The organism is Dysgonomonas termitidis (genome assembly GCF_042654545.1).
GTDB lineage: Bacteria > Bacteroidota > Bacteroidia > Bacteroidales > Dysgonomonadaceae > Dysgonomonas > Dysgonomonas termitidis.
The window spans coordinates 63,998-84,592 of sequence record NZ_JBHSGN010000169.1 but is presented as its reverse complement, the minus strand read 5'-3'; the positions used below and the strand labels follow the sequence as shown (position 1 = coordinate 84,592).

13 protein-coding genes are annotated in these 20,595 nt (G+C 39.5%); 4 read left to right on the top strand and 9 right to left on the bottom strand.

Going from position 1 to position 20,595, the window contains the following annotated elements; all coding sequences use genetic code 11:
* Nucleotides 1-203 precede the first annotated feature (203 nt).
* A complete protein-coding gene (locus tag ACFO6W_RS25545; RefSeq protein WP_380001866.1) occupies nucleotides 204-1,064 on the top strand; it encodes an AraC family transcriptional regulator in 861 nt (286 codons plus the stop codon).
* Between the two features lie 212 nt (nucleotides 1,065-1,276).
* Here ACFO6W_RS25545 and galE read toward each other — a convergent pair whose 3' ends face one another.
* The 9 genes from galE to ACFO6W_RS25500 all read right to left on the bottom strand — a co-directional run bounded on the left by galE (nucleotide 1,277) and on the right by ACFO6W_RS25500 (nucleotide 14,859).
* Entirely contained in the window at nucleotides 1,277-2,311 is a 1,035-nt protein-coding gene (galE, locus tag ACFO6W_RS25540) for a UDP-glucose 4-epimerase GalE (protein WP_380001864.1), read from the bottom strand.
* Between the two features lie 149 nt (nucleotides 2,312-2,460).
* On the bottom strand, nucleotides 2,461-4,461 hold the full coding sequence (locus ACFO6W_RS25535) for a glycoside hydrolase family 97 protein (RefSeq protein WP_380001862.1): 2,001 nt from the start codon (nucleotides 4,459-4,461) through the stop codon (nucleotides 2,461-2,463).
* A gap of 13 nt (nucleotides 4,462-4,474) precedes the next feature.
* Nucleotides 4,475-5,722 carry a glycoside hydrolase family 99 protein gene (locus tag ACFO6W_RS25530; protein ID WP_380001860.1) on the bottom strand — a complete coding sequence of 416 codons (1,248 nt, stop codon included), beginning with the start codon at nucleotides 5,720-5,722 and terminating at the stop codon, nucleotides 4,475-4,477.
* 59 nt (nucleotides 5,723-5,781) lie between these two features.
* Complete coding sequence (locus ACFO6W_RS25525; RefSeq protein WP_380001858.1) at nucleotides 5,782-7,296, bottom strand: RagB/SusD family nutrient uptake outer membrane protein; 1,515 nt, start codon at nucleotides 7,294-7,296, stop codon at nucleotides 5,782-5,784.
* A 22-nt stretch (nucleotides 7,297-7,318) separates the two neighbouring features.
* Nucleotides 7,319-10,264 (bottom strand): SusC/RagA family TonB-linked outer membrane protein, encoded by a 2,946-nt coding sequence (locus ACFO6W_RS25520; protein WP_380001856.1) that lies wholly within the window; start codon nucleotides 10,262-10,264, stop codon nucleotides 7,319-7,321.
* A gap of 1 nt (nucleotide 10,265) precedes the next feature.
* On the bottom strand, nucleotides 10,266-11,360 hold the full coding sequence (locus ACFO6W_RS25515; RefSeq protein WP_380001854.1) for a hypothetical protein: 1,095 nt from the start codon (nucleotides 11,358-11,360) through the stop codon (nucleotides 10,266-10,268).
* Between the two features lie 5 nt (nucleotides 11,361-11,365).
* A complete protein-coding gene (locus tag ACFO6W_RS25510) occupies nucleotides 11,366-11,911 on the bottom strand; it encodes a DUF5004 domain-containing protein (protein ID WP_380001852.1) in 546 nt (181 codons plus the stop codon).
* 286 nt (nucleotides 11,912-12,197) lie between these two features.
* Entirely contained in the window at nucleotides 12,198-13,820 is a 1,623-nt protein-coding gene (locus ACFO6W_RS25505; protein WP_380001850.1) for a DUF6377 domain-containing protein, read from the bottom strand.
* Between the two features lie 193 nt (nucleotides 13,821-14,013).
* Nucleotides 14,014-14,859, bottom strand: coding sequence for a DUF4886 domain-containing protein (locus ACFO6W_RS25500; protein ID WP_380001848.1), 846 nt, complete (start codon nucleotides 14,857-14,859; stop codon nucleotides 14,014-14,016).
* Between the two features lie 353 nt (nucleotides 14,860-15,212).
* On the opposite strand from ACFO6W_RS25500, the gene ACFO6W_RS25495 reads away from it, so the two are divergent.
* From ACFO6W_RS25495 to ACFO6W_RS25485, 3 genes are all read left to right on the top strand, one after another.
* On the top strand, nucleotides 15,213-16,238 hold the full coding sequence (locus tag ACFO6W_RS25495) for a LacI family DNA-binding transcriptional regulator (RefSeq protein ID WP_380001846.1): 1,026 nt from the start codon (nucleotides 15,213-15,215) through the stop codon (nucleotides 16,236-16,238).
* Between the two features lie 246 nt (nucleotides 16,239-16,484).
* Nucleotides 16,485-18,170, top strand: coding sequence for a sodium:solute symporter family protein (locus ACFO6W_RS25490; protein WP_380001844.1), 1,686 nt, complete (start codon nucleotides 16,485-16,487; stop codon nucleotides 18,168-18,170).
* A gap of 7 nt (nucleotides 18,171-18,177) precedes the next feature.
* A complete protein-coding gene (locus ACFO6W_RS25485) occupies nucleotides 18,178-20,472 on the top strand; it encodes an FAD-dependent oxidoreductase (protein ID WP_380001842.1) in 2,295 nt (764 codons plus the stop codon).
* The last annotated feature ends 123 nt before the right edge of the window (nucleotides 20,473-20,595 follow it).

Here is a 20,595-nt window from a genome sequence, read left to right as displayed (position 1 = left end):
ATTCTGTTTAACAAAAAAGATTAAAAAGAGTGCTTAGCAAGTATGGCTAAAGCGGAGTTTTGGTAATTATGCTCTAACCAAATATATTTGTGAACAGATCCGATTACTCATTTTCCTAAATACATCCATTCCGTAAATTAGCAAGATTGGAAAAGATAATAAAATGAATGGTGCATAATTTTGTATCGAAACATTTATAGACTATGGAACAGAAAACAATCACCAGAGAAGAATATGCCAAACGCATTAATGTGGTTATCGAGTATATCGGTAACAATCTGGATGAGGAAATGGATCTGAATAAACTCGCCGAAGTTTCAAACTTCTCCGTATATCATTTCCATCGTATATTCAGAGCGATTGTAGGCGAACCGATAGGGGCTTTTGTTGTAAGGATACGGGTCGAGACTGCAGCCCGGCTGTTGAGGTACACAGAGCTTCCCGTACAGGATATTGCATACAATGTGGGGTATGCCACTCCTTCTTCGCTGACAAAGGTTTTCCGGCAGTTCTATAATATTTCACCTACAGATTATAGAAACAATAAAAGTTACACGATTATGAAACCATTACTAATTAATGAGAACCTGAACCTGAAAGCTCCGAAAATACGGGAAGTAGAATCTAAACAAGCCATTTATATCCGGCTATTCGGAGAGTATTCTTCCCTCGATTTTCCCGGTACATGGAAACGTCTCTGGCAGTTTGTAAAAGAGAACAAGCTGTTTTCGGCGGGAATAGAGCATGTTTGTTTTTATTATGACGACCCTAAAGTAACCGAATCGCATAAGCTACGAACAGATATATGCCTTGTAATGCATAAACCGGCTGTCCCAAAAGGTGAAATAGGTGTTAAAGAAATAGAGGGAGGGAAGTATGCCGTATTCCATTATCAGGGATCTTATGACCAGTTAGGCAGTATTTATGATACTATTTACGGGAAATGGATTCCGGAAGGTGGATATCAGGTACGGAATGCCCCTTTATTTGAGAAATATGTAAATAATCCGGAAAATACCGCACCTGATAAATTGAAAACAGAAATATATATTCCGGTGGAGTAAAGGAAAAAAGAGGCTGTCCCAAAAGTATTTTTTCATATTATTTTGTCATGTTGAACGGAGTGAAACATCTCGTATCCGGAGGGTCGGGATTCTTCGTTACACTCAGAAACAACGTTCGGCAGAGCGAAGCGGAGCCAATGACAAATAGGGTAACACTTTGATTGTGCAATTTTACTTTTGGGGCAGCCTCTTTTCTATCTTTAAAAATAGAATTACATAATTCCTTTTTCTCTCAGCTTTAATTGCCATTTCCAAGCTGAATCCATTGTATTTTCAATGTTTTCCTTGGCAGTCCATCCCAGAACTATATTTGCATGCTTAGGTTCAGCCCATATTTTTTCTATATCACCCTCGCGGCGTCCTACGATTTTATAGTTTAGCTTTACTCCCGATACTTTTTCAAATACATTGATAAGTTCCAGAACAGAAACTCCACGGCCTGTTCCCAGATTGAAAATTTCGACTTTCTCTTCCGATTTATTCTCCAGCATGCGATCGATAGCTATTACATGGGCTTTGGCAAGGTCTACCACATTGATAAAATCGCGGATACATGAACCGTCAGGAGTATTGTAATCGTCACCGAATACACTCATTTGCTCACGTACACCAATAGCTGTCTGCGTGATATAAGGAACAAGATTCTGAGGGACACCATTCGGTAATTCTCCTATTTCGGTAGAAGGGTGCGCGCCAATCGGATTGAAGTAGCGCAGGATGATACTTTTTATATCGGCTCCTGAACGTACAAAATCCTTGATTATTTCCTCGTTTATTTGTTTTGTATTTCCGTATGGCGATTCTGCCGGTTTTACAGGGGCAGTTTCATCTATCGGATTTACATCCGGTTCCCCGTATACAGTGCAAGACGATGAGAAAACGATATTCTTAACGCCAAACTGCGGCATCAGGTCGAGCAGGTTGATAAGGGAATTCAGGTTATTCCTGTAATAAAGCAATGGTTTTTGTACCGATTCACCTACAGCTTTGCTTGCGGCAAAATGTATAATTCCTTTGATGTCGGGATGAGCAGTGAATAGTTTTCTCAGTCCTTCGAGGTCGTTACAATCCAGCTTTTGGAAAACAGGCCTGATGCCTGTGATACGTTCGATTCCGTCGATGGAGTCGGCTGTCGAATTGGATAAGTCGTCGATTATAACAACCGAATACCCTGCATTTTGCAGTTCTACAACAGTATGTGAACCAATATATCCGGCTCCGCCTGTTACAAGTATTTTCCCTTTCATTTTTAGTGTGTTTTAATTAGGTGGTAAAGATACAAAATAGCAGATAAAGTAAAAAACGAAGAGAAGAAGTTTATCTAAAATAAACACCCCTGTACTATTTGTACAAGGGTATTTTATCAAGGAAGAAATCTTATAAGCCCATTCTGCTACTAAAGTTTTGTTAATATAATTGCAGTTCCTCCACTGGTTGCAAGTTCCAGGTTAAGAGTCGTACCGGAATTTACTTCGACCTCTTCAATTTCTATAGGGTATGGATTGGTTTTATATTCGGCATCTTTACCGTCTCTGAATATTTTAGCTTTGTATCTGGCTCCCTTATCCAAAAATGAGAGAGATAAGCTCAATTTACGGCTGTCGGCATTCGTAATAGCTCCTATATACCAGTTTTCGCTATCCCTGTCTTTACGGGCGATAGTTACATATTCACCTATCCTGGCATCCGGGATTACGGTTTTAGCCCAGTTTGTAGGGCAAGAAGTAATGAACTCAAAAGCCGGATTATTTTCATAGTTTTCTATATCGTCCGAAGCCATTTGCAGAGGGCTATATATCACAACGGATAGAGCAAGTTGTTTTGCCAGAGTGGTTTGCACGCGTGTATTTGGAAATACCGGATTGTTGAAATTGAATGTGCCCGGAGTAAAATCCATTGGACCAGCCAATCCCCTCGTAAATGGGATAATTGTAGTATGATCGGGAGGATTACCTCCATCTTTAGACCAGGCATCCCATTCCTGCCCCCTGACTCCTTCCTGAGTCATCAGGTTTGGCCATGTGCGTTGCAGGCCTGAAGGCATTACGGGTTCGTGGTTATCTATCATTATATGATATTTTGCGGCCGTTTCCAGCACTTTACGGTAGTGGCGTACTCCATACTGACTGCTATTTCTTTGTTTGCCATCCAGAAGGGGACTCACATATCCGGTTTTTACGACATCTACTCCATACTTTTGGTAAAGAGCAAAAGCACTGTCTAATTGTCTTTCATAGTTGAGTGTGGCTCCTCCGGTTTCGTGATGACCGATAAGCTTAACGTTTTTCATCGCTGCATATTTAGTTATTTCTTGTAAATCGAAATCGGAATATGCCTTTGTAAAGCTGAATTTATCACCCTCTTTAGTCCAGTTGTTCTGCCATCCGTCGTTCCATCCTTCAACCAGTACGCCGGAGAAATTGTGTTTGGCGGCGAAGTCAATGTATTTTTTTACATTCTTTGTAGTTGCTCCGTGTTTAGGACCTTGATACCAGGTGTATTTTTCCATGTGCATTCCCCACCATATACCGATATATCTTCCGGTTTTGATCCACGAGGTATCTGTTATCTTATTGGGTTCATTCAGGTTGAGCATCAGCCTTGAAAGAATAAGATCTCCCGGTTTGGCAGCGATGATAATTGTACGCCAAGGCGTTACTCCGGGAGCCTTCATAAATACTTTCTCCCCTGTCGCCCATGGGGTCAGGTCAGCCTTTAGTACAGATGTTTTACCTTTTGACAAGAGATTCATTGCCGCATAATCAGTAAGATTAGCTTCGTGAATTGTCACATATAGGCCTCCTTTTGTTTCCATGGTCAGAGGAGTGCAAACAGTATCCAGTTCGTTTGCCGGAGCTGTTGTATACAGGCCTTCATAATACTGTGTCTTATATGCAGGAATAGACCATGTTTTATAATTTTCTGCAAGAGCAAACTCGGTGAGTTCGTCCATGATGATAAAGTCTTTCAGGTTTTCCTGATCTGGAAATTCGTAACGGAACCCCACTCCGTCATCGAATGCACGGAATATGATAGAGAACCTACGTTTCAGACCATCAGCCTCTTCCACATTTACAGCCATCTGGTTGTACTTGTTTTCTACAGCCATTTCTTCTCCCCATGGCTGGTCCCATGTTTCGCTAAAAGATGATTGCTTTATATCGGTGATGGCAAGGTTTGCTGAAAAGCTGTTCTCTTTCAGCACAAAGCCGAGAAGGGACTTATTCAGAATTGCTTTACCATCTTTTTCTACAGAGTAATAGATCTTTCCGCCTTCTGCCGTTACAGATATAAATATACTACCATCAGGGGAAGTAACCGAAGATGGTACTTGAGAGGGAGTACATGCGATGAGGCATGAGAGCGCGAAGATCAATAAATATAATACATGTTTCATGATGTAGTTGTTATTATCTGTTTTTCAATTCATTTACTATCTGTTGAGCCTTAGTATCCTGCAATGATATATAGTAATAGAAAGCTTGCAGAAGCTCTTTTTCTATCTGGGTATTTCCTTTATATTTCTTTTTCAGGTTATAGTAATCAAGAATACTCTCCAGAACCTGTGTATTGTACGATATTCCCGAAAATATCTGGATTTCATTTAAGAACTTATAGCCGAATTCTTGAGTAGGTTCTATCATTGTTCCTTCTCCAAAATCGTTCCATGTAATAAGTTGCAGATAGCCTGTATTTTTATTTTTGGCCATTTGCAGCAGGCTATGGAGTAATGCTGCATCCTGATGATCTATTGTTGCCAGAACGGAATTTCCCCATCCGCCTTCTTTATAGAAATCTTTAAATCCCGGATAAGCGCCACCAAAGAATATATCGAAATTATCTTTTACAGCATATTTCGTTTCCATAGAGGTCGCGTCTACCCAGATGTATTCTCCCGCCGCATTCTTATTCGCCGTATTGCTGGCCAGACCTGAGTGGCCGTATAGGGTGACAAAGGCAGGCTTGTTTTTTAAGCTGCTGAATATATTTGTCCATTCGGCAGGTGTTTTGATTTGTTGAGGGCCGAAAACCATCAAGAAAGGTTTGCTGTCTATCTTTATATAGTTGGACTTGCCGAAGAAATTGCTTTCCAGATATTGCATATCGGCTTTAGCCTGTGTAATTTTTGCATTGCCTTCCAAATCATCTTTTAGTGTTTGGTCTTCATATACGATAGCAAACTTTAAACCTACTTTTTCCAATCCTTTTACAATAGCTTCCGTATTTGTTTTATTGGCTTTATAGTCATATTTATCACGGGTACCATACCAATCGATCAGAATACCATCGACTCCCGAATATTTCATTAGCAGAAGGTGATATTCGATTACGGCTTCATTGCTTGATGCATATGGACCTATCAGAGGATAATAGTGAGAGGCTATTTCTCTCTTGCCGCCGGCATCTGTTTTGTCGGGATTTTTATTGGCCATAGTCCAATGCTGTCCCCATGTTCCATTATTGGTTTCTTTTGTCTCGAACCAAGGCATGTAATGTACATACAAATTCATCGGATTTGTTTTTGTAGCGGATGCGGGCTCAAACTTTTCTATTTCGTTACCGTTTCCATTACCTTTATTTGCAGATTCGTCATCATTTCCGCAACTGATGAACAATATGAATAAAACGAAGGGTATAATCACTGAAATCCTTTTCATTTGTAAAAGTTTAATATTCATCCGATGATACTATATCACCGGATGAATTGGTTTGAAGGCTAGTTATAGCCCGGATTTTGCTTTAGCTTGTTGTTTTTCGCGATTTCCTGAGCAGGTATAGGAAATAGGCCGGTATGCTTGTCCGCACTATCAGCTGGTTTTTCCCACCATGCCCCGTAGTACGTTCCAAAACGGATATTATCTGTTCTGCGATGGTCTTCGAATACAAATTCTCTCCTCAGTTCCTGATCTATAAAATTAAGATCGATCGTTTCGGGAGTAGTAAGTCCTGCTCTTGAGCGTATTTGCTCGATGAAAGGACGTGCTGCCCCGGCATTACCCAAACGGATATTGGATTCTGCCTGCATCATAAGTACTTCAGCATAGCGCATAAGCACAAGGTCGTGGTCTCTTTCCCATGCTACTCCTTCTTTTACTTCATATTTGTTTAATCGCCCTCCTTCATTCTGTGGAGATTTGGTTATATCAGTAATCTCTTCTGTATATACCAATGGATTGCCTGAGGCCGGCATAATGATAGTAGATCCGGTTCTGAGATCGATCTGAGGTCCCATAAGAATGGATTTACGGCGAATGTCTGTTTCTTCAAAGGCAGAATATAGTCCCGGCTGAGCGCTGATCCCGTTTCCACACCACTGATAGTTTCCTGTTGCTGAAATAGCCCATTTTTGTTCATAATGAAATGTCATTGAATGGAGGAAATTACCGAGAGTACCCATTTTGTTATCATAAGGAATACTGAATATAATTTCTTTGGAAGTCTGATTCTCCGTCTTGAAACTTGTGAAATAATCAGGTTCTAATTGGCCCGAAATCTTACTGCATACAGTCAAACAGTCGTTCCAGCGTGCCTGGCCTATATATACTTCCGAATTCAGATACAATCTGGCCAATAACAGATTTGCTGCATTTTGGGTAAATCGTCCATAGCCTTCTGTTGGTAAATAATTTATATTACCAGTGAGTTCTTCTTCTATAAACTTGTAAACATCGGCTCTGGATGATGTCTCAGGTATATTCTCCACTATATAGGATATTTCGATAGGTACATTTCCATACCAGTCTAATAGTTTATAATAGTAATATGCGCGCAGACACTTCAGTTCGGCAAACAAAGGCTTGCTTGCTTCTTCATCTAGCCCCGATTGTTCTACCTGGTATATAATGGCATTGGTCGCAGCTATTCCGTTATAGGCATACTTCCACAATGCCCACAATTTGGGATTGTCCGGTTTCCATTGGTGACGCTGAATATCCAGATACATTCCCCCGTCGTACCAGTCATCGTTGGGAGTACGGGTTGGTATCACACATTCATCGGATGCCACCGATGGTACAAAAAACACAAATTCAGATGTCGGATAAAAATTCACTCCGTCCGAGGCTCCACCTCGCAAAGAAGAGTAAGCACGTCCAACTATTGTTTCTACTTCAGCCGGTGTTTTTCCGTAGTCACCGGAGCCGACTTTGTCATAAAGATCTTCCGATAAGTCGGTGCATGCACTTAGAAGCATGACTCCGCCTAGTATGGATATTATTGATTTCAATTTCATAGTTATTCAGAATTAGAAATGATTAAAATGATAGATTTATACCGAATGATATTGTCCTGGCTCGCGGATAATAATAGTTATCTCCGTCTCTGGATTCTCCGATAGATTTATCAATACCAGGACTCAGTAATCCGCTGTAATTGACTTCCGGGTCCATTCCGTCATATCTTGTCAGTGTAAACAGGTTCTCAGCAGTCGCATATACCCTGATTTTTGAGAACCAGTTGTTTTTCACAGGCAATGTATAACCAAGCGTAACACTTTGCAGGCGGAAGAAATCTCCCTTTTCGATCCAATAGTCTGAAAATATAGGCGAATCGGCAATTCCCTTGTTTAGCCATGCGTCAGGAATATTTGATCCGGGTAAGCGTCCCATACTGCTTATAACCATACCCTGAGCATTCAATATTTTTTGTCCGAACAATCCGTATCCGGCAATATTAAGATCGAAGTCACGATATCTGAAGTCCAACCCGAATCCCATAGTAAGTTTTGGCTGGGCATTACCCAGATCCTCATAGATAAGTTCTCCTTTCTCATCTTTATTCAGAATATATTTGCCATCTTCGTCGATTCCCAAACATTTTGGGCCCCAGAAAGTACCCACAGCATATCCTTCCCTCAATGTCTGGGTATAAACACCTGTCATACCTGTGAGGCCATGAAGATTTCCATAAGAAACGGCTTCTGTCTGATATTTATCGTTTGATAGCTTGGTTACTTTTTGTTTGTTATAGGCAAGTGTAAAATTTCCATTCCATGTAAAGTCTTTCGTATTTATAATGTTGGCCCCCAAAGTGAATTCGATCCCTTTATTCTCCAGGTCTCCCACGTTTGCCATCATCTCATGATAGAGGTATGGAGGCTGAGGAACAGGATAAGTATATAACAGGTCGGAAGTTTTCTTTATATATCCGTCGATTGTAACATTGAAGCGATTTAGAAAAGCAAAGTCTATACCGACGTTGGTTTGTGCCGTGGATTCCCATTTCAGGTCGGGATTGGCATTCTGAACAATGCCATACGATTGTTTCCAAGAATCGCTGGCCTGATCGTAATATGCTCCTCCACCTATCGTTCCCATCAGTGACAATGATTTGTAAGAGTCTATTCCATCCTGATTTCCGGTGATACCGAAACCTAGACGTAGCTTCAGATTGTCGAGCCATCCGCGGGTTCCTTCCATAAAGCTTTCTTCCGATATTCTCCATGCTGCTGAAACGGATGGGAAAGTACCCCATTTGTGATTGTCTCCAAAACGGGATGAACCGTCGCGGCGCACTGTTCCTGTGAACATATAACGATCAGACAATACATAGTTGACACGACCAAAAAAAGATATTAGCTTTGAAGTTCCCTTATATGAGGACGCGTCTCCTAATCCGAGTGTATTACCTGCTGCCAGATTATTGTAACCAAATATATCGGTATCGAATCCTCTTCTTTCGGCAGCAAAACCTTCATACATATTCTTCAGATATGAATATCCGCCCATCACATTCAATTTATGTATTCCGGCAAACTTTTTATCATATGTCAGGTAAGTCTCCGCCTGTGTATTGGTATAGTCGCCAAGCCTGCGCCTCCCATATCCTTTGTCGGCTATGCCGAAGAAAGCATATGATGGGGTATAGAAGCGTTCCTGATGTGAATTGTATTCGTAAGAAGCATTTACGGCGCCCTTCAATCCTTCTATAATCTCCAGTTCGGCTTTAGCGTAACCGAGCAAGCGTGTACGGGTCTGATCGTCTTTGCGATTGTTCAGTACTTCTACTGGGTTGTTATTGTTAGTACCTCCTATTTGAGTGTACTCTCCATTCTGCATTACCGGGAGAGTAGGATTCATATTATACGCCCTTTCATAAATGCGGATATCAACAGGGTTGTAGCTGTCTTTATTAGCATTGAGGCTCACTTCCAGTTTTAATCTGTTGTTCAGTCCATATTGGAAGGCAGATAAGCTACCGGCCAAACGGCTCAAAGCACTTGTTCTGATCACCCCCTGAGTATCCATATAGCTTAAAGAAGCTCTTACCCCACTTTGCTTACCTCCATTAGAAAAAGATAAATTATGTGAATGTGAAACAGCTGTGCGTTGAAGTTCTTTTTGCCAGTCTGTATCACCACCGTAGTCTACGGCCGATGTAACATTATTATCCCGAACATATTGCCTCCATTGGTTTGCCGATAATAAATCAAGATTCTTAGCAACACTGCTGATAGCTAAATAGCCATTATAATTCATTGAGAAATTGGAGGTTCCACGATTGGTTGTAACTATAATTACACCATTGGCTCCCCGCGAACCATATATGGCAGCCGCCGATGCATCTTTTAATACATCTATCGAAGCAATTTCGTTAGGTTGTATTGTATTCATATCAACGCCCGGAATGCCATCTACCACAATGAGTGGATTATTGCTTGCAGAGAGTGATGTTCCTCCGCGTAGACGCATGTTTGAACCCTGTGTAGGGTCTCCTGTAGCCTGCGAAACTGTAAGTCCTGCAACTTTACCCTGCAACAACTGTTCGGCCGATGTAATAACGCCCTTTTTCAAGTCTTCGGCCGAAACCGAAGTAATAGAGCCGGTAAGGTCCGATTTGCGCATTGTTCCATAACCTACACCTACCACTACTACAGCATCCAATGCAACCATATTCTCCTGTAGCTGTATGTTCATATCCGGAGTGGCTGCTTCTTTTAATGTATTATACCCTACATACGAAAACGTTAATATTTCACCGGCAGAGGCTTGTAATGTGAAGTTACCATCCTGGTCTGTAACTGTACCCAGAGCCGGGTTTGAAGGGACGATGCTTACTCCTATGAGTGGTTCTTTGTTCTGATCTACGACAGTACCCTTTACTGTTATCCGGTTTTGTGCGTATGCTGAGTTGATGAGACATACAACAGAGAGAATCATCAAGCATGCGTATTTTGAAAATCTTTTTAAATTCATCATCATATTATTTAATAAGGTTATCAACTTTTACTAATGGAATATCTCCTTCATAGATAGTCTTGCCGTTCTGATCTTTTACCAAAACATTGAGTTTGGATATATCCATTCCTTTAAACTCTTTGGCAACATTTATATATACGCGTTGCTGAGTCATTGCTCCTTCCATATCCCCTGTCAGGGTTTTGGTTCCGCCTTTGATAGTATATGAAAGCTTTTGGCCTCTGTCATTATTGTCACGGGTGATAATCAGAATGTCATTTATACTTATTTTCAATGGAAAGAAGTAGAAATTGGCGGGAGGGGGAACCGGTGTTCCGGGCGCTAGTATTTTCATATCCGGAGATGTTCCTGCCCAATCCGGAGCGGCATCATTGCCATTGTATTTAACAGCCAGAAAGACTATATTTTCCATTTCGTATTCTTCTGTAACACCGAAGTATGTTTGCGGCACTATATCTTTTTTATAAATGCCATTCCCCAAATGTTTGAACAGGGTTTTTTCACGAATCTCAGGTAACCATGCCTGGAATTGTTGCTGGGCATCCCAGTCGTTCAACCCTCCATGCATATGTACAGTGGAGGGCGCAGGATTAAATCCCTCAACCAGATTGGAATTGAAAAGAATAGATACAGTACTCCCCAGTTGGAAATCCGTTGGGCCGTAATCCATCATTTTACCACTTTCTACGAAATCTTTTACGTAGTCTGTTTTCGGGAGTTGCAGGGTTCCGGTAAGTTTTGTTGCATCTAAATCCCTTAGCAGAAAGTAAAAGGGCTCTTTATTATCAAAAAGTTCCTGAACAGTCATTCCGAAAAAAACAGTAGGAGTAAGGCTGATACTCCAGATTCTATTTCCTTCATATTTGATCGGAATAGGATTTCCCGTTGGGTTCTTAGGTGCCCATATCCATAAATAGAGGGCTTCCCCGTCATTGACCTGAGGTGCATTTCCGAAATCGAAGTACCATGTCACAGGTTCATCCATAGTGTATATTGATGGAACTGTCCACATTTTAGGATCTGCAATCGCTGTTTGAGCTTTAAGTGCCGTAAGAGAACAGAGTATGAATCCTAAAAATATATATATAAGTTTTTTCATAATATTTATTCTTCGTTAGATTGAATTGGGGTTGATAGTTTGTACTGATAAGAAACGAAAGAGACTCCGGCCGAACTACGGGTGAGTTTTAAGTCCATCTCAGCTTTTGATCCGGGTACCGAAACAATGCTTAACTGACCTGTCAGAGTCGTTTTATTAGCATCTGAGTAGAGATTGATAACCGGTGCAGAGCCGTTAGTATAAGGGAATGGTGAACTCATATCCCAATATCCATTGTTGGGGAATAGTTCGGGTGCGTTTCCGGATACCTTATACGATGTCGGCTGGTTGTTTGCATCGACATCGAACGAAATTCTGAAACTATTGAAATCGAATTGTTCAAACAAATTAATCTCATCAGGTTTAATCCCTGATACTTTTGCCGTTTCGTCAATTTCAGTAATTTCTGTTAACACCCAATTGCCTTTTACCTTTTCGTAGAGAGTGACAGGTTCTACAAAATGCCCATCGTCGGTATCGTTACACGCGGCAAACGAAAACATGACAGTCAGGAGAAGTAAAACAGCTAAATGCTTTAGTAAGACTTTCATAGGTACAAATTTTGGTTATTAAATAATGGAGTAATTAAATTTAAGTTCTGAGAAATACGTTTCTTAAAGGATATTAAAAAATATGTATCAATACAAATGTAGCTTAGCTGATCCGTAACAAAAATTATTCAATGAAATATATAATCATATTTCCAAAGATATTCTTGTTAAAGTTTTGTTTTATAGACTATTATAATTTTTGGCGTATAGAGAAAATATAACCTGAATATAAAAGAAAAAAAGAGTCTGCCGGACTCTTTTTAACATATATGGGCGAAGAACAACTTTATTGAGGAGTCGTCCGTACAGTTTTAATTTCCATTATTTTTTGCTCGAATTGTTCATTTGGTATAATGGATTTATTCTTGACTTTGGTTTTATAGGTATTTATTGTATTTACTGAATAATCCAGGAATTTTGCTATTCGTTCACTCTCGTTTATCCCCAGACGTATAAGGGCAAATATTCTGAGTTCGGGGGTTAGTTCCTTACCTGAGTCAATGACAATTATGTCTTCAGCTTTAAATAAACGATTATACTCTTCAATAAAATCGGGAAAAAGCCTTAAGAAAGTCTGATCGAACGATGAATACATATTTTCCCGTTCTTTTTTCAGGTCCGACTCCTTCAGATATGATTTGATATCATCATATTGCCGTGCCGTAATTTTACGGTTTATAGTTCTGTAAAGATTTTCGATCCGGTCTATATATTCAGATTTTCCATATAGTGATTGTACGATATATTCATCCTTTATTTCGTTTGCTTCCAACAGCTTGATGTTTGCGGATTTAAGGTTCTTATTTTGGGATTGGATGGTGTGCCTTGCCATCCGTAAGCGTTTTACCTGCTTATAGATAATAATTGTAGCTATTAATAGCAATACGAATAATAAAGATACCGTGACAGCAAATACGACAAGGCTATTTCTTTGTTTCTCAACCATTTCTATCCGTTCTTTCTCTATAATGGGCAAAATAGCACTTATTTGCATCTTTCTGTGGCGCGCATTGTAAAAATTCGCATCCTCCATGGCTATACGGATATATTTGTTGGCTCTGCCAACATCACCTGTTCCGTACAGTACACTTGCCAGATTTAATAAGGCAACACCTTCTTTCGTAGCAGATTTTATATCGCCTATGGATGCCTGCGACAGGTAATAGATGCCTCTGTCTATGTCTTTCATATCCCAGTACATATATCCGATACTGGATGTTGCAATGGCATATGTGTGATCGTCTAATTGCGGTGAATGTAACAGAGTCTGGAACGCGTCTATTGCAGCAGGAAAATTGCGCTGCTGCATACGTTTTAACCCCACGGTACCCCACATATCAGGCGACTCTACCGGAAGGTAGGTAATAGCTGAGTCACAGTATTGGAGTCCTTTTTTTATATAGTCGGTACTGAATGACACACCGTAACTATAATCGGCCATATCGTAATAAAGTCGGGCCATCAGGGAATAATAATTTTCTTTTACCTCAGGAGGAGCTTCTCTTATATCAATGGAATCCATTATATCTGAAGCTTCTTTGAACAGGCCGGACGAGAGATAACAAAAAGCGATATTCCTTTTGGCCAAAATAATACTGTTTTCATCTGAGATCCTGTTTGCTATATCAAGGGTTTTTTTTGCGTACACAAATGCCGAATCGTATTTATATGATTTATATTCATCAAATAATGAATTATACACGTTCAGTTTCTCTGCATCCTTGCTCGCGAATCCTATTTTTTCCATTAAAAGGCGTATTCTTGATTCTCTAAGCTGAACATAATATTCTTTATTCTCAATATATTTATCTAACTCTTCTACAGATCGTTTTACATCATCAGATTCAGAAGCTGTAGAATAGGATATAGATATACTGAAAAAAATAAGAAAAAAGAGATGTTTTTTCATAATAGAAGGTTCATAACTGATCTACATTGATATGAGTGCTATTTACAAAAATAATGTTTTTTCTGATAAATAAATATTATCAAAGAGATTCATATTTAGAAGTTTTCTATTCGCTACATAATTTAGTACAGGTCTTCCTCCTGGATAAAGGCTTGTTCCGCAGGTTATAAGCCAATTTGATTGAGTTAAGCTGCTATTCGGTTCTAATAGTTACAGTGTCAGGATGAAGGATTGCATCGTCAGCAGCCTTTTGGGCTATTGATATTTCGGATTCCGATAATGATGTAGGAGCAAATGAGTTTCCTACGACACTGTGTCCTGTTAGCTTTTCATACCATGCACATGCGGCAATATAACGTCCTGTTATAAGGCTAAGGTGATGCCCGTCTCTACAAAGAGTATCTCCTAAGCCTGACGAGCGTGCATTCTGAATAGCAGTGCCGGATGGAATGATAATATTTATATTTACTGCTTTTGCCGCTTGGTTAACTGCTTCTACAATAGCTGTGTACATCTGATACTGGTCATTGTTATAATTGGCGAATCCTTTGTTTACCGTATTTTGAGCATAAGCCCATGTCAGATGGAGCATATATTTTGTATCCGGGTTTATAACCCTGGCTTTTACATAATCGTATAAATTAAGTAAATAAGGGAAATAGGTGTCATACACCCCGGAATTGGGACTTACTTGCTGGAATGAAATATAGTCCCACGGTTCGCTTGGGATAATTTGAGATAATTGGGCGCCGGGTGTAACTGTTTTTATTCCATCTGCTTCTATTTTCCGGTACGAATAAACAGCAAGATCGTTTTCTGCATTATTCCAATGTTTTTCAAGTGAACACCCTCCAATGAGCATATTCCCTATTATGAAAGTCACCCCATCAGCTTTTCCCAGGTCGTAAAGATAATTTTCGACGGCGTCTTCCGAGAAACTGTTGCCAATAGCCAGAACACGTATTGTGTCATTTGACGCAACAATTGAGGAAATATAAATAAATAAAGCAATAGATAATAAGAAAATCTTCCTTTGCATAATGTAATAATATATAAATTATAATTGGTAATTCATCAGATATAAGCACATCTATAGAAGAGGGAAATGGTATAGTATTCACCAATGTAATCTAGCTTCCGGAATAGCCATGTCTATTATATCGGTCTCAGGCTGATAATCAGTCAAACATTGGCATATGTAAAACCTTTCAATATTATTCTTTGTTCAAACCGTAGTTTTATACTCTTCACTCGATAACAATATTGAAATTTGTATATCTTTGCAATTTTACGGCTTCAAATATACGAAAAAGAATTACATACAAGCCTTAATAGTAATTCGAATGAAAAACAAATTGTTATAGCACAGATAACAAGCAATATAACGTGATTATGTCTTCCCCAAAAACAACTATAAAAGAAATTGCCAGTTCGTTGGGGCTTTCTATTGCGACGGTTTCCAGAGCCCTCAACGATAGTTGTGAAATCCATCCGGAAACAAGAAGGCGAGTATTGGCCAAAGCTCAGGAATTACGTTATAAGCCCAATATTCAGGCTCGGAATCTCCTGAAAAGAAGGAATAATATGATTGGCATTGTTGTTCCCGAATTCATTACATTTTTTTTTCCTGAGATAATCATTGGGATACAAGAGGTTGTTAATAAGCAAGGCTATCAGGCTTTGATCTGTCAATCGAATGAGTCCTCGTCATTAGAACGTAAAAATGTAGAAATGCTTGAGGACAGTATGGTCGAAGGTTTAATTGTATCAGTTACTAAAGATTCTCAAAATATAGATTTGTATGAACGTCTGATACAAGAAAGAACGCCCATAGTATTTGTAAATCGTGTATTACCTCAATTGCAAGCAGATCAAATTGTTATTGACGATCGGAAATGGGCGTTTAAAATGGTAGAACATCTGATTAAATGCGGATACAAACAAATTGCCCATTTAGCGGGGAATCCCGATCTATCTGTTTCGAAAGAACGTTTGCAAGGTTATCTCGACGCATTGGCTACTTATAATATTCCAATACAAGAACAATTCATTATGCATGTTGGTGTGCAGCAGGATAGGGCAAAAAGTGGAATTGATTACCTGATGGTTTTAAAAGAAAAACCGGATGCTATCTTCGCCGTAAATGATCCGATAGCAATAGGTTGTATCCTCGAATTGAGAAAACGGGGACTCAATGTACCTAAAGATATTGCTGTAGCAGGATTTTCAGAGTCTCCTATTGGGAAAATCATGGAATTAACCAGTGTTTCCCAACCCACATTCGAGATAGGCAGAATAGCTGCGGAAAGGCTTCTGAAACAAATAGAGAATTACAATACCCTTAAAGAAACCATCGTTCTGGATGCAAAACTAAACATCCGGAACTCTACGCTTCCTCAAAGTAAAAGAGGGCATTAAGATATTCCAATATGTGATAATTGTTGTAAAATGGGCTGTCCCACATACATCTTGCTGAAATTTACCGCCTATAGTTTCCAATTATCTAACAACACTTCTATTCCCCTTCATTGCAGGAGATTGAATATTCTATTTCGGAAACGTTTCCGGAGTTTTTGGAAATAGTGGAATACTGCATATCTTTTTGTGCATACATTTGTTATACCAAGGTTCCTGACAAGTTGTAATACAATAAAAACACCATCTATGAGTATATTAGATATTCTAACAATCGTCCTACTTACTATTGGGGTTCTATGTGCAGGCTTAGCCTTTTCGAAAAGAGGAAAGAACATGACTTCTTTCTTTGCTGCCGGAGGTGCTGTGCCGTGGCAGATGAGCGGTTTATCCTTATTCATGGGCTTTCATTCTGCCGGAACATTTGTGGTTTGGGGATCTGTAGCATACTTGTACGGATGGGTTTCAATAACCATCCAATGGACTATGGCTATTGCAGGCTTGCTGGTAGGCTGCTTGATCGCTCCGAGATGGCACCGGACAGGAGCTCTTACTGTAGCAGAATACATAAATAAACGCTTAGGTGTATTCACTCAGAAAATATATACTTATTTATTTTTATTTATTTCATTATTCCTCACAGCGTCATTTCTTTATCCTGTAGCAAAAATCGTAGAAGTATCCACAGGATTTGACCTAAACTTATGTATTGTACTGCTGGGTATTTTCTGCATCCTGTATGTTTCTGTCGGCGGCTTATGGGCAGTCGTTTCCACCGATATATTGCAATGTATTATTCTCACTGCCGCACTAATCATTGTCATACCTTTATCGATAGAACGGGTTGATGGAATTACCAATTTCATCACTCAGGCTTCTGCATCTTTTTTCGATTTGACCAATGCTGAATATACTCTCACTTTTATTATTGCTTTTGGTATATATAATACGATTTTCCTTGGCGGGAATTGGGCCTATGTACAGCGTTATACATGTGTCAGGTCAGAAGCGGACTCACGAAAGGTAGGCTGGCTCTTTGCCGCTTTGTATGTTGTAAATCCAATATTGTGGATGCTTCCTCCAATGCTATACCATGTATGTAATTCATCTCTGGGTATCCTTGAGTCTGAAGGAGCTTATCTGATGATGTGCATGGAAGTCCTACCTAAAGGCATATTAGGATTAATGATGGGTGGCATGATTTTCGCGACTACAAGTGCCATGAATTCCAAATTGAATATTGCGTCAGGAGTTATAACCAACGATATATTCAAAAGATTACGGCCCGAAAGTTCCGATAAGACATTAATGTTAAGTGCCCGGTTATCGACAATAGCCTTTGGTATTGCCAGTGTTTTTCTGGCACTCATGATCCCGCATATGGGCGGAGTCGTAAATGTAGTGATAAGTCTCGCTGCACTTACGGGTGTTCCCCTTTACCTGCCTGTAGTGTGGACCCTGTTTTCAAAAAGGCAAACATCCTATTCGGTGCTTACTGCTATGTTTCTAAGTCTGTTTATTAATGGATATTTCAAATTCATAAACCCTGTATTATTCAACTTTTCATTGAACAGAACCGAAGAGATGGTCCTGGGTGTAGCTTTCCCGATAATTTGTATGACTGTTTTTGAAATTTACTTTTTAATAAGGGGGCAGATCTCCGGCATGTATATTTCTTACAAGATATGGGAAGATGGCAATCAGGAAAAACGCAACCAAATATCGGATCAGAATATACTCGAAGCCAAAAAGGAAAATAAATATAGTCTGCGGATTATTGGCTATGGTGTAGTATTTATCGGACTTGCAATTTTTGTCTTGGGGCTATTGTCTCCTTTCTATAAAATATTTGTGGCAGGTACGGGTACGGCTTTCATATTATTAGGATTAGCGTTAGTGAAAAGGAATTCATTAAAATCAGTTGTAGAAGGTTGAAAATTATATGATAGAGAAAGAATTCAGTAAAAACGGCAGATTATTTAAGGACGTAATCTTTGACACAGATTTAGTTATAGTTGGAGCCGGTATGTCAGGAATTTGCGCAGCTATAACAGCCGCCCGCGCCGGCATAAAAGTAATACTATTACAGGACCGGCCTGTAGTAGGTGGCAATGCATCAAGTGAAGTCCGGCTTTGGGTTCTGGGAGCTACCTCGCATATGGGTAATAACAATCGTTGGTCGAGGGAAGGAGGAGTAATAGATGAAATATTGGTTGAAAACCTCTACAAAAATAAAGAAGGGAATCCTATTATTTTCGATACAATACTATTAGATAAAATCAAGCAGGAAAAAAATATAACATTACTGCTCAATACAGTGGTATATGATCTGGAAAAATCAGAAGCGAATATAATAAAGAAAATATTTGGATTTAATTCTCAGAATGAGACGAAATATACAATAACAGCTCCATTGTTTTGCGATGCTTCAGGCGATGGAGTGCTGGGCTATATGTCTGGTGCCAGGTATCGTATAGGCGCAGAAGACAGGTTGAAGTATGGAGAACGGTTTGCCCCCGATATTACTAAATATGGAGAACTGCTGGGACATTCTATATATTTTTATAGTAAAGATGCCGGGTCTCCTGTAAAATACATAGCGCCGTCTTATGCCCTGAAAGATATTACGAAGATCCCGCGTTTCGGGAATATAAATACAGGCGAACACGGATGCAAATTCTGGTGGTTGGAGTATGGAGGGAGGAAAGACACGATTCACGATACAGAAGAAATTAAGTGGGAACTATGGAGCATCGTATATGGAGTGTGGAACTATATTAAAAATTCCGGAAATTTTAAGAATGTAGAAAATCTCACATTAGAGTGGGTCGGTGTAATTCCCGGAAAACGAGAGAGTAGAAGATTCGATGGTTTATATACATTGACACAACAAGATATCATTGAACAGCGACACCATAAGGATGCTATAGCTTATGGTGGTTGGGCAATAGACTTACATCCTGCGGATGGAGTCTATAGCGGGGAAAGCGGTTGCACACAATATCATTCCAAAGGTATTTATGAAATGCCATACAGATGCTTTATCAGCAAAGATATAGAAAACCTGTTTTTCGCGGGGCGTATCATTAGTACCTCGCATGTTGCGCACGGGTCATCGCGAGTGATGGCTACTTCTGCATTTGGAGCACAGGCTGTAGGAATGGCCGCTGCTCAATGTATAAAAGAGAGATTATTACCTGCGGATATTCTCCAAGAGCAAAAATTGAAGGTTTTGCAGCAAGCGCTTAATCTGGCTGGTCAGCACATTCCGCGTATTCCAATAGACCGTTCCCGAAACTTAGTGGATTCTGCATATATTGAAGCCTCCAGCAACCTTGTTTTGAGGCAGATCCCTTTTGATGGATCATGGTATCAACTCGATTTCTCCGCAGCGCAAATGTTACCTCTAAATCCGTCTATTAATTATGAGTTTGAAGTGCAATTGGATGTACTACAGCCGACTTCACTCAACGTAGAATTAAGATATGCCGAAAAAGCGGGAAATTACACGCCTGATTGTATTGCCGAAAAATGGGAATATTCGTTACAACCCGGAATACAGCGATTAAAAATTTCTTCTAAAGCATTTCTTCTTACACAACAATATGCATTTATTACGTTTATTAAGAATGAATCTGTAAAAATTAGGACAAGTACGAAGCGTTATACAGGTTTACTCAGTGTCTTTAATAAATTTAATATTGCAGTAAACAATCATGGTAAACAAGAACCTCCTCTAAATTCGGGGATTGACGCTTTTGAATTCTGGTGTCCTGAAAGGCGTCCCGAAGGGCACAATATAGCAATGAATATTCAGCCTGCAATTACCGCTTTCGATCCGGCGAATGTAACAAACGGATTTACTCGTCCGACTATGACATCAAATGCATGGGTTGCAGCCTTAGAAGATGAATATCCTGAATTGAAATTTTGTTGGCCTGCCCAACAAACCGTGAAACGGGTGAGATTATATTTCGATACAGATTTTGATCATCCGATGGAGTCTGTACAAATGGGACATCCCGAAAGCCGAATCCCTTTCTGTATAAGAAATTTTAAATTACTGAATGAGAAAAGGGAACTTATTGCCGAAGTAATTGATAATTATCAGACAATATGCAGTATCAACTTCTCCGAACCAATGAAACTAAATGAGATTGTTTTACAGATGGAAAAAGCAGAAAACAACATTCCTTGTTCTTTGTTTCAGATATATATAGAGAAGGGTATCAGCTAGACCGCATATTATTAGCCGGAAAATACTGACCGTTCTTCATACAAAATACTTATATACAGTGTATAAGTAATTAACCATATCTGATACAAGCTGATTTGTCTTTAATAATTTAGATAATTTTAA

Excerpts from the sequence above, each read along its gene's own strand:
- ACFO6W_RS25510 (WP_380001852.1), bottom strand. The coding sequence starts at position 11,911 with ATGAAAGTCTTACTAAAGCATTTAGCTGTTTTACTTCTCCTGACTGTC.
- ACFO6W_RS25535 (WP_380001862.1), bottom strand. The coding sequence starts at position 4,461 with ATGAAACATGTATTATATTTATTGATCTTCGCGCTCTCATGCCTCATC.
- ACFO6W_RS25530 (WP_380001860.1), bottom strand. The coding sequence starts at position 5,722 with ATGAAAAGGATTTCAGTGATTATACCCTTCGTTTTATTCATATTGTTC.
- ACFO6W_RS25500 (WP_380001848.1), bottom strand. The coding sequence starts at position 14,859 with ATGCAAAGGAAGATTTTCTTATTATCTATTGCTTTATTTATTTATATT.
- ACFO6W_RS25520 (WP_380001856.1), bottom strand. The coding sequence starts at position 10,264 with ATGATGATGAATTTAAAAAGATTTTCAAAATACGCATGCTTGATGATT.
- ACFO6W_RS25545 (WP_380001866.1), top strand. The coding sequence starts at position 204 with ATGGAACAGAAAACAATCACCAGAGAAGAATATGCCAAACGCATTAAT.
- galE (WP_380001864.1), bottom strand. The coding sequence starts at position 2,311 with ATGAAAGGGAAAATACTTGTAACAGGCGGAGCCGGATATATTGGTTCA.
- ACFO6W_RS25490 (WP_380001844.1), top strand. The coding sequence starts at position 16,485 with ATGAGTATATTAGATATTCTAACAATCGTCCTACTTACTATTGGGGTT.
- ACFO6W_RS25505 (WP_380001850.1), bottom strand. The coding sequence starts at position 13,820 with ATGAAAAAACATCTCTTTTTTCTTATTTTTTTCAGTATATCTATATCC.
- ACFO6W_RS25525 (WP_380001858.1), bottom strand. The coding sequence starts at position 7,296 with ATGAAATTGAAATCAATAATATCCATACTAGGCGGAGTCATGCTTCTA.
- ACFO6W_RS25495 (WP_380001846.1), top strand. The coding sequence starts at position 15,213 with ATGTCTTCCCCAAAAACAACTATAAAAGAAATTGCCAGTTCGTTGGGG.
- ACFO6W_RS25485 (WP_380001842.1), top strand. The coding sequence starts at position 18,178 with ATGATAGAGAAAGAATTCAGTAAAAACGGCAGATTATTTAAGGACGTA.
- ACFO6W_RS25515 (WP_380001854.1), bottom strand. The coding sequence starts at position 11,360 with ATGAAAAAACTTATATATATATTTTTAGGATTCATACTCTGTTCTCTT.